Genomic DNA, 11,935 nt, shown 5'->3' with positions numbered 1-11,935 from the left:
GCAGAAGGCAGCGCGCGGCGCCGCATGAACTCTATGGTGTTGGTATGGCCGGGACGAGCACAGGCGGCGGCGGGGCCGGGCACGAGGACGACACGCAGGGCGACGGCGCCCGCGACGACTCGCGCGACCCGCGCATGGAGGACGCCGAGGTCGAGGCCCGCTGGGCCGACATCGTGGCGCAGCTCGGCGAGATCGACGTGGACGACGCCGACGGCACGGGCGCCGAGGAGGACGCGCCCGGCGACCCGGCGACGCCCCGCGACCCGGCGGGGTCCGGCCCGGCGTCCCCGGCTGCATCTGCCGGCCACGTCGTCGCCCGCACGTCGGGGCCGCGCGACTGGCCGGCGACGCCCGACACGGAGGCGCTCGAGGACGCCGAGTCGCACTTCACGCCCCCGGACCCCGGCCCCGTGCTGACGTCCCGCGACCCGCTCGCCACGCTCGCCTGGATCTGCGCCGCAGGCATTCCGCTGCTCGCGGTGGTCGCGCTGATCGTCCGGTCGTTCCTGCCCGCCCTGCACGTGCCGAGCTGGGCCGGGCCGGCGGCCGTCCTGCTGTTCCTCGCCGCGGTCGCAGTGCTCGTCTGGCGCATGCCGCAGCACCGCGACCCCTCCGACCACGACAACGGCGCCGTCGTCTGACGGCGCCGTCCTCTGGTCGAGCTCTGCCTTCTAGCGGCGAGCGAGGTCGGCGGCGCCGACGATGCCGGCCTCGTTGCCCTGCTCCGCGAGCTCGATGCGCGCGACGGGGCGGTGCCCCAGCGCCGAGAGCTGCGACTCGTAGCCCTCGCGGGCGGGCAGCAGCAGCAGGTCGCCGGCCTCGGCGACCCCACCGCCGATGACGATCAGCTCGGGGTCGAGCAGCGCGGCGACCGACGCGGCACCCTCACCGATCCACCGGCCGAGCTTGGCCATCAGCTCGACGGCGAGCTCGTCGCCCTCCTGCGCCGCCTGGGTGACGTGCGGGCCCTTGATCTTCTTCCGGTCGCCGGCGGCGAGCTCGAGCAGCCGCGCCGACTTGTGCGGCAGCGCTACCACGGCGGCCTTCGCGTCGCGGACCAGCGCGGTGCCCGACGCGTACTGCTCCCAGCAGCCCTCGTGCCCGCAGCCGCAGTAGTGCCCGCCCGGCACCACGCGCATGTGGCCGACCTCGGCCGCCACGCCCCAGCGCCCGCGCACCAACTCGCGGTCGACCACGACGGCGCCGCCGAGGCCCGTCCCGATCGTCAGCATGAGCATGTCGGTCGCGTCACGACCGGCGCCGAACCGGAACTCGGCCCAGCCGGCCGCGTTGGCGTCGTTCTCGACGACGACGGAGACGTCGAGGTCCACGAGCTCCGCGACCTTGCGGGCCAGTGGGTACTCGCGCCACGCGATGTTCGGGGCGAACTGCACCGACGTGCGGTCCGCGCTCACGAAGCCCGCCGCGGCGACGCCGATCGCGCCGATCTCGTACTCCTTGCCGAGCTCGGTGCAGGCGTCGGCGATGGCACGGTCGATGCTCGCGACGTCGTCCGGGTCGGTGTCGCGCCTGACCTGGGCCAGGATCCGCCCCGCCTCGTCCACGACACCGATGGCGATCTTCGTACCGCCGATGTCGACACCGATCGCATGCATGGGTGGGGTCCTCACGTTCGTCGTCAAGGCCGCCGCACGGCGGCGGCGGAAGTGGTCGTGCGCGCCGAATCCGCCGGTCGATGGGGGCGCGCGCTCAGCCTATCGACCGCCGGGGGACCCCGCGGTGCGAGCCCGTTGCGTGACCGTGGTCACAAGAGACGGTGAGACCGAGTATCGTGTCGCCGCACGCCCCGTCACCTGCCACTGGAGTCAGCATGGACGAGACCACCAGCCCGCTGCGGATCGAGCTGCCGCGTACGTCGAACCTCAACGACGTCGTCGCCGACCGCCTGCGTCAGGCGCCCGACGCCGTCCTGGCCGAGGTGCGCCGCGACGGCCGCTGGGAGCCGGTCACGGTCCGGGAGTTCGACGCCCAGGTCGTCGCCGTCGCGAAGGGTCTCGTCGCCCAGGGCGTCCAGCCGGGCGACAGCGTCGGCATCATGTCCCGCACGCGCTACGAGTGGACGCTCCTCGACTTCGCGGCCTGGGCCGCCGGTGCCGTCCCCGTCCCGATCTACGAGACGTCGAGCGCCGAGCAGGTGCAGTGGATCCTGTCCGACGCCGCGGTCACCGTGCTCGTCGTGGAGTCCGCGGAGAACGCGGCCACGGTGGCCGAGGTCCGCGACCAGACGCCCGCGTGCCGCGAGGTCCTCGTGATCGACGACGGCGCGGTGGCTGCGCTGACCACGGCGGGCGCCGACGTGCCTGACGACGAGATCGCACGCCGTCGTGGGCTCGCGACGCTGGACGACCTCGCGACGATCATCTACACCTCGGGCACCACGGGCCGCCCGAAGGGCGCCGAGCTCACGCACCGCAACTTCGCCTCGCTCACCGCCAACACCGTCCCCGAGGTACCGGAGGTGTTCGCGGACGCCGAGGGCCGCACGCTGCTCTTCCTGCCGCTCGCCCACGTGTTCGCGCGGTTCGTCGAGGTGCTGGCGATCACCGGCGGCACCGTGCTGGGCCACTCCCCCGACATCAGGACGCTCGTCGACGACCTCGGCGAGTTCAAGCCGACCTACATCCTCGCCGTCCCGCGCGTGTTCGAGAAGGTCTACAACGCGGCCGAGCAGACCGCGGCCGCGGGCGGCAAGGTGAAGATCTTCCACTGGGCCGCCGCGACGGCCATCGCATGGTCGCGCGCGCTCGACACGCCCCGCGGCCCCTCCCTGTGGCTCAAGGCCCAGCACGCACTGGCCGACGCCCTCGTGTTCGGGACGCTGCGCGGCAAGCTGGGCGGCGAGGCGCGGTTCGCCGTCTCGGGCGGCGGGCCCCTGGGCGAGCGCCTCGGCCACTTCTACCGCGGCATGGGGCTGACGATCCTGGAGGGCTACGGCCTCACGGAGTCCACGGCGCCCACGTGCGTCAACCGGCCCGAGAAGACCAAGATCGGCACCGTCGGCGCCGAGCTGCCCGGCTGCTCGGTGAAGGTCGCCGAGGACGGCGAGATCCTGCTGCGGGGCCACCACATCTTCCGCGGCTACCACAACAACCCGCAGGCCACGGCCGAGGCGTTCGACGGCGACTGGTTCCGCACGGGCGACCTGGGCTCGCTCGACGATGACGGCTACCTGCGGATCACGGGCCGCAAGAAGGAGATCATCGTGACGGCGGGCGGCAAGAACGTCGCCCCGGCCGTGCTCGAGGACCGCATCCGGGCGCACGCGCTGGTCAGCCAGTGCGTCGTCGTCGGCGACAACCGGCCGTTCATCGGCGCGCTGATCACCCTCGACCCCGAGGGCCTGCCCGGCTGGCTGACGATGCACGGCAAGCCCGAGCTCACCGTCGAGCAGGCGATGACGGACCCGGACGTGCTCGCGGCGCTCGACCAGGCGGTCACGCGGGCGAACAACGCGGTCTCCAAGGCCGAGTCGATCCGCAAGTTCACGGTGCTGCCGGGCGACTTCACGGTCGAGAACGGCTACCTCACGCCCTCGCTCAAGGTGAAGCGCACGCTGGTCCTCAAGGACTTCGCGGACGACGTCGAGCGCATCTACGCCCCGACGTCCGACAGGCAGTCGCTCCACACCGCCTGACCGGGACGTGGACTATGTCGGGGGCGAGCCGTACCGTTCCCGCCATGACGAGCCAGACGTCCTCGAGCGCCACCCGCGTGGGCTACCAGCCCTCGTTCGAGGAGCTCGGGACGCCGCTGCACGACGTCACATTCGTCGTCGTCGACCTCGAGACCACCGGCACGCGTACCACCGACTCCGGGATCACGGAGATCGGGGCGGTCAAGGTGCGCGGGGGCGAGGTGCTGGGCGAGTTCCAGTCGCTCGTGAACCCCGGGCGTGAGGTGCCGGCGTTCGTCGCCCGTCTCACCGGCATCACGACGGCGATGGTCGCCACCGCGCCCGCGATCGACCTCGTGCTGCCGTCGTTCCTCGAGTGGGCGCACGGATCCGTGCTGGTCGCGCACAACGCGCCGTTCGACGTCGGGTTCCTCAAGGCCGCGGCGTCCGGGCTCGGCTATCCGTGGCCGGGCTTCGCCGTCGTCGACACGGTGCCGCTCGCGCGCCGGGTGGTCCTGCGCGACGAGGCACCGAATCACAAGCTGTCCACGCTCGCGAACCTCTTCCACGCCCAGGTGGTCCCCGAGCACCGCGCCCTGGCCGACGCGCGGGCCACGGTCGACGTGCTGCACGGCCTGCTCGACCGGCTCGGGGCGATGGGCGTGACCCACCTCGAGGACCTGGCGACGGCCGCCGACCCGGTTCCGCCGGACGTGCGCCGCAAGCGGCACCTCGCCGACGGCCTGCCCGAGGCGCCCGGGGTCTACCTGTTCAAGGGCCCTCGGGACGAGGTGCTGTACGTCGGCACCTCCACCAACATCCGCAAGCGCGTTCGCAGCTACTTCACGGCCGCGGAGAAGCGCCGGCGCATCACCGAGATGGTCCGCATCGCGCAAGAGGTCACGCCGGTGGTGTGCGCGACGCCGCTCGAGGCGGCGGTGCGCGAGCTGCGGCTCATCACGGAGCACGAGCCGCGCTACAACCGCCGCTCCAAGCATCCGGAGCGAAACACGTGGGTACGCCTCACGGACGAGCCGTACCCCCGGCTGTCCGTCGTCCGTGAGGTCCGTGCGGGCGCGCCGCACATCGGCCCGTTCGGCTCACGCCGCACGGCGCAGGAGGCGGTCGACGCGCTGCACGACGCCCTGCCGCTGCGGCAGTGCTCGCTGCGGTTGGCGCTCGTGTCCCGGTCGCCAGGCAGCCCCTGCGCCCTGGCCGGCATGGGTCGGTGCTCTGCGCCGTGCACCGCGGTCGAGGCGCCCGACACGGCGTACGCCGCCGTCGCCCAGGCAGCGGCGGACGCGCTCACGGGCGACCCGTCGCCCGTGGTCCACGCGCTGGCCTTGCGCATCGGACGGCTCGCCGCCGAGGAGCGCTTCGAGGAGGCGGGCCTCGTCACCGGCCGCCTGCGCGCCTACGTCCAGGGCGCGGGCCGCGCCCAACGCCTGGCGCCGCTCGCCCGCTGCGCCGAGCTCGTCGCCGCACGTCCGACGGCAGCCGGCGGGTGGGAGCTGGTCGTCGTGCGCCACGCGCGGCTCGCCGCGACAGCGGTGACGCGGCCGGGCGAGGACCCGCTGCCGGTGGTCGATGCGCTGCGCGCGACGGCGGAGACGGTCGAGGCCCCCGTGGCGCCGGCGCCCGCATGCCACCCCGAGGAGGCGGCGCTGGTGATCGACTGGCTCGAGTCCCCCGAGGTGCGCCTGGTGCACACGAGCGACCCGTGGGCCGTGCCCGTCCGCTCGGCGTTGTCCCACGCCGATCTCGCGGGTGTCTCGGGCGAGGTCAGGGCGCAGATCACTACCATGGCCCCATGCTGACCGCGATCGTGCTCATCGACACCGAACCGAACAAGATCCCGGAGGTCGCCGACCGGGTGGCCAACCTCCAGGGGGTCAGCGAGGTCTACTCGGTGACCGGCAAGGCCGACCTCGTCGCGATGGTGCGCGTGCGCAGCCACGACGACCTCGCGGACGCGATCGCCGACGGCATCAGCAAGGTGCCGGGCGTGCTGCGCACCGAGACGCTCATCGCGTTCCGGGCGTACTCGAGCGTCGACCTGGACCAGGCGTTCGCGCTGGGCCTGGACGAGTAGGCCTCAGGCCGACGCCGCCCGCCACCGCTCGAGGGTGCCCATCGCGGCGCCGTCGTCGACGCTGCGCGCGGCGAGGCCGATGCCCGCAGCGAGCCGCTCGACGAGCGTCCCCCCGGCGGTGCCCGGGAGGGTGCCGTCCGCGACGAGCGCCGCGGCGGCGTTGAGCAGCACCGTCTCGCGCACCGGGCTGCGGTCCGAGCCGTCCAGGACGCCCAGCGCGACGCGCGCGTTGTGGGCGGCGTCGGCACCGCGGAGGTCGGCGACCTCGATGCGGGTCAGTCCCAGGTCGGCGGCGGCGTCGAGGTGGCCGGACGTGACAACGCCGTCGCACACCTCCCACACGGCCGTCCCACCCGTTGCCGCGAGCTCGTCGAGGCCGTCGTCGCCCCGGAAGACCAGCGCCGACGTGCCGCGCTCGGCGAACACGCCGGCCATGAGCGGGGCCATGCGCGCGTCGGCACAGCCCACCGCCGTCGCGCTCGTCTGCGCGGGGTTGGTGAGCGGCCCGAGGAAGTTGAACGCCGTGGGCACGGCGAGCTCCTTGCGAGCGACGCCCGCGTGGCGCATCGACGGGTGGAACACGGTCGCGAAGCAGAACGTGATGCCGGCCTGGGTGGCGATCTGCGCGACGCGCTCCGGCGCGTGGTCGAGCCGGATGCCGAGCGCCTCGAGCACGTCGGCAGCGCCGGACGCGCTGGTCGCAGCGCGGTTTCCGTGCTTGACGACGCGCAGCCCGGCGCCCGCGACGACGATCGCGGCCATGGTCGAGATGTTGACCGTGTGCGCGCGGTCGCCGCCGGTCCCCACGAGGTCGACCGTGCGGCCCGGGACCTCGATGCGCGTGGCGTGCGCGAGCATCGAGGCGGCCAGCCCGCCGAGCTCGTCCACCGTCTCGCCCTTGGCGCGCAGGCCCATGAGGAAGCCGGCCAGCCGCGCCGGCGAGACCGCGCCCGACATGACCTCGTCCATCGCCCACGCCGCCTGCGCCCCGGTCAGGTCACCGCCGGCGACGAGCTGGTTCAGGACGACCGGCCACGCCAGCGTGGGGTCGGTCGCAGGTGCGTTGTCGACGACGGGCTGACTCAACGCGGGTCCCTCTCTCGGTACCGGGCACGGCTGCCCGCCGCGTGGCGGGCACAGCGAACGCTACCGGCTCGCGCCCGCTCGCGGCCTCCCGTTTCGCCGGTCAGACGGGTGCGCCCGCAAGCAGGCCCGCGACGGTGCTCTGCAGCGTGATCGCGTCGAGCGGGCGCGGCGCGACGGCGTCGGCCAGCGACCAGGAGGCGAGCCAGGCGTCCTCGGCCCGGCCGGTCAGCACCAGGATCGGCGGGCACTCGTACACCTCGTTCTTGAGCTGCCGGGCCAGGCCCATGCCGCCGACCTTGTCCGCCTCGCCGTCGAGCACGATGAGGTCCCAGCGCTCACGGTCGGCCGCGTCGACGACGGCGGCCGCCGTCGCGACCTCCGCCCAGTCGATCACGGGGGCGTGCGCGCGCAGTCGCGGCCCGACGGCGAGGCGCACCTGCTCCCGCACCGTCCGGTCGTCGCTGTAGAGCAGGATTCGCGGACCGCTCGCCTGCTCGCTGGTCACCGTCATGCCGTCGTGCCTCCCGTCAGGCCACTCGGTGCGACGGACCGCGCCGAGGGGCGATTGCGACCCACGTTTTGCTGGCATCGTGGCACACCGGCGTCACGTCGAGAACCAGCAGAACGTGGTCTTTTCGTGGCACTCTCCCAGGGATCGTCAGCAAGCGCGAGCACTTCGGCGAAAATCCGCGGAATTCCGCGAACTTCGGCCTCCGAAGTGCCGTTCTGCGTGGCTCAAAACATGTCGGAGTCGGCAATAATGACTCCGTGTCCACGACCGAAACGGCTGCTGCCCCCACCGCCCACCAGCACGTGAGCGTCAACCGCCCGAACCCGGTGTCGGTCGGGACGATCGTCTGGCTCGCCAGCGAGCTCATGTTCTTCGCGGGCCTCTTCGCGATGTACTTCACGGTTCGCTCCGTGATGGACCCGGCCGAGTGGGCCGCGCAGACGGAGAAGCTGAACGTCCCCTTCGCCTTCCTCAACACCACCGTCCTGGTGCTGTCGTCCGCCACCTGCCAGATGGGCGTGCTCGCCGCCGAGCGCTTCAAGCCGGTCCGCTCCGGCAAGATCTGGCAGTTCATGCAGTGGGGCCTGCACGAGTGGACGACCCTGACCTACCTCATGGGCGCCTTCTTCATCGGCGGGCAGATCTTCGAGTACGCAGGTCTGGTCCAGGATGGCCTGAGCATCTCGTCGAGCCCGTACGGCTCGGTCTTCTACCTGACGACGGGCTTCCACGGCCTCCACGTCATCGGTGGCCTCATCGCCTTCCTCTTCCTGCTCGGCCGCTCGTTCGCCGCCCGGCGCTTCGGCCACCACGAGGCCACGACGGCCATCGTCACGTCGTACTACTGGCACTTCGTCGACGTCGTCTGGATCGCGCTCTTCGCGGTCATCTACCTGCTCCAGTGACGGGGCAGCCACCGGCCCGACGCGGGCGCAGCGGCTTCCGCACCATCCACCGAACCACTCCACAAAGCCACGAGACGAGGTCACTTTCGTGAAGGCACTCGCCGCCCGCAGGCACCACCGGGCCGCCCCGGTCGTGCTGCTGCTGCTGGCGCTGCTGGCCATGGGCGGCGTGTACGCCGCCATCGCCCCGAGTCCGGCGAGCGCCGCGACCGCCAGCACCGCGGACATCGAGACCGGCAAGAAGCTGTTCCAGGCGAACTGCGCCACCTGCCACGGCCCAAGCGCCGAGGGCACGCAGGTCGCGCCGTCGCTCGTGGGAGTCGGCGCCGCAGCCGTGGACTTCCAGGTCTCGACCGGCCGCATGCCGATGCAGATGGACGGCCCGCAGGCCCAGGTCAAGCCCCGCCAGATGGACGAGGCGCAGACGGCCGCGCTCGCCGCGTACGTCGCCTCGCTCGGCGACGGCCCCGCGATCCCGACGGACGAGCAGGTCGACGGGTCGAAGGGCGATGCCGCGCACGGCATGGCGCTCTTCCGCACCAACTGCGCGATGTGCCACAACGCCGTCGGCGCCGGCGGCGCCCTGTCCCAGGGCAAGTTCGCGCCGTCGCTGATGAAGACGTCGCCGCGCAACATCTACCAGGCGATGCTCACCGGACCGCAGTCGATGCCGGTGTTCAACGACGCCAACATCACCCCCGAGGGCAAGCGCGACATCATCGCCTTCCTCGACGAGCAGCACTCCGGCTCGGCCGGTGGTAACCCGCTCGGCGGTCTCGGCCCGGTGGCGGAGGGCCTGTGGGCGTGGGTCATCGGCCTCGCCATCATGATCGGCGGCGCGATCTGGATCGGAGCGAAGTCCTCGTGAGCGAGAGCAACACCCCTACCAACCCGTCGCACGAGATCGGGCACCGGCACGACGGCGGTGCGCTCGTGCACCCCGACCGCTTCCCGGACCCGGGCGTCCCGGCGCACAAGCCCCGCCTGACCGACACCGACCCGGCGGCAGCGAAGCGGGCCGAGCGGATCATCGTGATCCTGTTCAGCCTGTCCTCGCTCGGCACGATCGCTTCGCTGGTCGCGTACTTCGCCGTGCGCCCGGACGGGACCACCGCGGGCGTGCGCCTCTCGACGCTGCTCCTCGGCGTCTGCCTGGCCGTCTCGCTGCTCGGCATCGGGTTCGCGGCGGTCCACTGGGCCAAGGCGCTCATGTCGAACCACGAGTACATCGACGAGCGTCACCCCATCGCGACCTCCCCTGAGTCTCGCGAGGTCGCCGTCGTCGCGCTGCAGCAGGGCATCGAGGACTCGGGCATCGCCCGCCGCGGCCTGCTCAAGGGCGCGTTCGTGGGCTCCCTCCTCCTGTTCCCGCTGACCATCGCCGTGCCGCTCGTGAGCTCGGTCGGCGCCGACTGGAACGTCAGCAAGTTCCGCCACACGCTGTGGCACAAGGGCCGCCGGCTCGCCTACGACCCGGACGGCCGCCTGGTCAAGGCCACCGACCTCACCGTCGGCTCCGTCGCGCACGTCATGCCCGACGTGCCGGAGGAGGACCGCCGTACCGAGGAGTGGATCACCGAGAAGGCCAAGTCCGTGGTCCTGCTCATCCGCCTCAACCCGGAGGACATCCGCGCTGAGCAGCGCCCGGGCGCGTCGTACGATGGCATCGTCGCCTACTCGAAGATCTGCACGCACGTCGGCTGCCCCGTCGCGCTGTACGAGCAGCAGACGCACCACCTGCTGTGCCCATGCCACCAGTCGACCTTCGACGTCGCCGACGGCGCCAAGGTGGTCTTCGGGCCCGCCAGGCGCCCGCTGCCCCAGCTTCCCATCACAGTTGACGATGAGGGGTACCTTGTCGCTGAGGACGACTTCTCCGAGCCGATCGGCCCGAGCTACTGGGAGCGCCTGAAGTGAGCACCGCAACCACGTCCCAGACCGCGAAGAGCGCCCGCCGTCCGGCCGAGCCGACCACGGCGGCCGGCAAGGCTGCGGACTACCTCGACCAGCGCACGTCGATCGGCGTCGCGGTCAAGGAGTTCGCGCGGAAGATCTTCCCGGACCACTGGTCCTTCATGCTCGGCGAGATCGCGCTGTTCTCGTTCGTCGTCCTGCTCATCACGGGTGTTTTCCTCGCGATGTTCTTCCAGCCGTCGAGCGCGCTCACGACCTGGGACGGCGACCTGCCGCAGCTGCACGGGCAGCTCATGTCCGTCGCGTTCGCCTCGACCCTCGACATCTCGTTCGAGGTGCGCGGCGGCCTGCTCATGCGCCAGATCCACCACTGGTCTGCGCTGATCTTCATGGCGTCGATCGTCACGCACATGATGCGCGTCTTCTTTACGGGCGCGTTCCGCAAGCCTCGCGAGCTCAACTGGCTCGTCGGCTCGACGCTGATGATCCTCGGCCTCGCGGCCGGCTTCTCCGGCTACTCGCTGCCCGACGACGTGCTCTCCGGCAACGGTCTGCGCATCACCGACGGCGTGGTCAAGTCGATCCCGATCATCGGCTCGTACATGTCGTACTTCATCTTCGGCGGCGAGTTCCCGGGCGAGCACATCATCGCCCGCCTGTTCACCGTGCACATCCTGCTCGTGCCCGGCCTGATCCTCGCCCTCGTGGGCCTGCACCTGTTCCTCATGGTGCTGCACAAGCACACGCAGTACCCAGGTGGCGGCCGCACCGACAAGAACGTGGTGGGCTACCCCGCGTTCCCGGTGTACGTCGCGAAGATGGGCGGCAACTTCTTCTTCATCTTCGGCGTGCTGGCCCTCATGGGCGGCACGATGGCGATCAACACCGTCTGGAACTACGGCCCGTTCGATCCGTCGCCCGTGTCCGCCGGCGCGCAGCCGGACTGGTACATGCTGTTCCTCGAGGGTGCTCTGCGCCTCATGCCGGGTCAGGCCGAGATCGTGACGTGGGGCAACTACACACTGTCGCTCAACGTCCTTGTCCCGGCGATGATTGTCCCGGGCATCCTGTTCACGTTCCTGCTCACGTACCCGTTCCTCGAGGCCAAGGTCACGGGCGACCACCGCGAGCACCACGTGCTGGACCGCCCGCGCAACGTCCCGGTCCGCACCGGCCTGGGCATCGCCTTCCTGACGGCGTTCATCATCCTGGCGCTCGCCGGCTCGAACGACCTCATCGCGACGCACTTCCACCTCTCGATCAACGAGATCACCTGGGTGTTCCGCGTGCTGCTCTTCCTCGGCCCGTGGTTCGCGTTCTGGGTGACCAAGCGCATCTGCCTGGGCCTGCAGCGCAAGGACCGCGAGCTGGTGCTCCACGGCCACGAGTCGGGCCGCATCGTGCGGTTCGCCAGCGGCGAGTACATCGAGGTCCACGCCCCGCTCGAGGAGCAGGAGCGCTGGCTGCGCGTCAACTTCGAGGCGCACACGCCGCGCGAGCTGGCCCCGGCCGCCGACTCCCGCGGCGTCAAGCGCAAGGGCTACGCCTCCGAGAAGCGCTGGCACCAGATCTCGAAGTTCTTCTTCGAGGACCGCATCGAGCCGGTCACGCCGTCCGAGCTGGCCGCCGCCCACGCGCACGGCGAGCACGAGGCGATCGAGGCCCCGCACGACGAGCACGCCGCCCTCCCGGCCGGCGCTGCCCGCACCGATCAGGAGCGCTGAGCTCTGACCTGACCGACGACGACGGCCCGCGCCGCGCCTTCCCGCCCGATGGGAGGGCGCTGCGCGGGT

At 71.8% G+C, this 11,935-nt stretch carries 11 protein-coding genes; 8 read left to right on the top strand and 3 right to left on the bottom strand.

Translation table 11 applies throughout. From position 1 onward, the window contains the following. Nucleotides 1-44 precede the first annotated feature (44 nt). Nucleotides 45-641 carry a hypothetical protein gene (locus ACO4JP_RS08170; RefSeq protein ID WP_425956880.1) on the top strand — a complete coding sequence of 199 codons (597 nt, stop codon included), beginning with the start codon at nucleotides 45-47 and terminating at the stop codon, nucleotides 639-641. Between the two features lie 30 nt (nucleotides 642-671). Here ACO4JP_RS08170 and ACO4JP_RS08165 read toward each other — a convergent pair whose 3' ends face one another. After that, nucleotides 672-1,616: an ROK family glucokinase gene (locus tag ACO4JP_RS08165; protein WP_425956879.1), complete on the bottom strand. Its 945-nt coding sequence runs from the start codon at nucleotides 1,614-1,616 to the stop codon at nucleotides 672-674. Nucleotides 1,617-1,831: 215 nt separating this feature from the next. Here ACO4JP_RS08165 and ACO4JP_RS08160 point away from each other — a divergent pair, with 215 nt between their 5' ends. From ACO4JP_RS08160 to ACO4JP_RS08150, 3 genes are read left to right on the top strand one after another with little or no spacing between them, the layout of a single operon-like run. Further along, nucleotides 1,832-3,655, top strand: a complete 1,824-nt coding sequence (locus tag ACO4JP_RS08160) for an AMP-dependent synthetase/ligase (RefSeq protein ID WP_425956878.1) — start codon at nucleotides 1,832-1,834, stop codon at nucleotides 3,653-3,655. Nucleotides 3,656-3,699: 44 nt separating this feature from the next. Beyond that, complete coding sequence (locus tag ACO4JP_RS08155) at nucleotides 3,700-5,451, top strand: DEDD exonuclease domain-containing protein (protein WP_425956877.1); 1,752 nt, start codon at nucleotides 3,700-3,702, stop codon at nucleotides 5,449-5,451. Beyond that, nucleotides 5,445-5,726 (top strand): Lrp/AsnC family transcriptional regulator, encoded by a 282-nt coding sequence (locus ACO4JP_RS08150; RefSeq protein ID WP_425956876.1) that lies wholly within the window; start codon nucleotides 5,445-5,447, stop codon nucleotides 5,724-5,726. Before ACO4JP_RS08155 ends, ACO4JP_RS08150 begins: the two co-directional genes overlap by 7 nt. Nucleotides 5,727-5,729: 3 nt before the next feature. Here ACO4JP_RS08150 and trpD read toward each other — a convergent pair whose 3' ends face one another. Both trpD and ACO4JP_RS08140 read right to left on the bottom strand, forming a co-directional pair. Then, entirely contained in the window at nucleotides 5,730-6,812 is a 1,083-nt protein-coding gene (gene trpD / locus ACO4JP_RS08145) for an anthranilate phosphoribosyltransferase (RefSeq protein ID WP_425956875.1), read from the bottom strand. Nucleotides 6,813-6,912: 100 nt separating this feature from the next. Further along, complete coding sequence (locus tag ACO4JP_RS08140; protein WP_425956874.1) at nucleotides 6,913-7,323, bottom strand: hypothetical protein; 411 nt, start codon at nucleotides 7,321-7,323, stop codon at nucleotides 6,913-6,915. Nucleotides 7,324-7,580: 257 nt separating this feature from the next. Here ACO4JP_RS08140 and ACO4JP_RS08135 point away from each other — a divergent pair, with 257 nt between their 5' ends. From ACO4JP_RS08135 to ACO4JP_RS08120, 4 genes are all read left to right on the top strand, one after another. Continuing rightward, on the top strand, nucleotides 7,581-8,228 hold the full coding sequence (locus tag ACO4JP_RS08135) for a cytochrome c oxidase subunit 3 (protein ID WP_425956873.1): 648 nt from the start codon (nucleotides 7,581-7,583) through the stop codon (nucleotides 8,226-8,228). 88 nt (nucleotides 8,229-8,316) lie between these two features. Beyond that, on the top strand, nucleotides 8,317-9,096 hold the full coding sequence (locus ACO4JP_RS08130; protein ID WP_425956872.1) for a c-type cytochrome: 780 nt from the start codon (nucleotides 8,317-8,319) through the stop codon (nucleotides 9,094-9,096). Further along, entirely contained in the window at nucleotides 9,093-10,145 is a 1,053-nt protein-coding gene (locus ACO4JP_RS08125; RefSeq protein WP_425956871.1) for a Rieske 2Fe-2S domain-containing protein, read from the top strand. The genes ACO4JP_RS08130 and ACO4JP_RS08125 overlap by 4 nt, the downstream gene beginning before the upstream one ends. Beyond that, complete coding sequence (locus ACO4JP_RS08120) at nucleotides 10,142-11,866, top strand: cytochrome b (protein ID WP_425956870.1); 1,725 nt, start codon at nucleotides 10,142-10,144, stop codon at nucleotides 11,864-11,866. The genes ACO4JP_RS08125 and ACO4JP_RS08120 overlap by 4 nt, the downstream gene beginning before the upstream one ends. The last annotated feature ends 69 nt before the right edge of the window (nucleotides 11,867-11,935 follow it).

The sequence above is a fragment of the Xylanimonas sp. McL0601 genome (assembly GCF_049852175.1).
In the GTDB taxonomy this organism is placed as follows: Bacteria; Actinomycetota; Actinomycetes; order Actinomycetales; family Cellulomonadaceae; genus Xylanimonas.
The sequence above is the reverse complement of the archived record's forward strand: the minus strand, read 5'-3'. Positions and strand labels throughout refer to the sequence as shown.